Origin of the sequence: Leifsonia sp. SIMBA_070 (assembly GCF_046534635.1) — a bacterium.
Taxonomy (GTDB): Bacteria; Actinomycetota; Actinomycetes; order Actinomycetales; family Microbacteriaceae; genus Leifsonia.
Genome location: NZ_JAWRYK010000138.1, coordinates 1 through 299 on the forward strand (window position 1 = coordinate 1; position 299 = coordinate 299).

Annotated in this window: 1 protein-coding gene; it reads right to left on the reverse strand. The window is 60.2% G+C overall.

What is annotated here, in order from left to right; translation table 11 throughout:
* Window positions 1-235: hypothetical protein (locus SB754_RS19755; protein WP_410784088.1), on the reverse strand; the 235-nt coding region annotated here is incomplete at its 3' end.
* Window positions 236-299: the final 64 nt, after the last annotated feature.

Sequence of the window (299 nt, forward strand, 5' to 3'; positions counted from 1 at the left end):
GTGCGTTCTCGCTCGACGGCGGGAACGGCTTCCCAGTGAGGCACATGGGGAAACCGTCTTTGCCACGCTGTCCGCGCTTGATATAGCCCTCGGCAATGAGCTTGCGCAGCGGGTTCTTGATCGCCTCGAATGTCTTATCGAGGCTTGCTGCGACCTGGTTCGCCGTCATGTTCGGCGTCTGCGCGAGGGATTCGCAGATCAGGCGCGCCGTGTGTCCCATCATCCGTTCAGCCATTTGCTTCACCCCTTACTTGATCTCGACGATCTTCAGGCCGCGCACGGCCATCAGATGCCTCTTG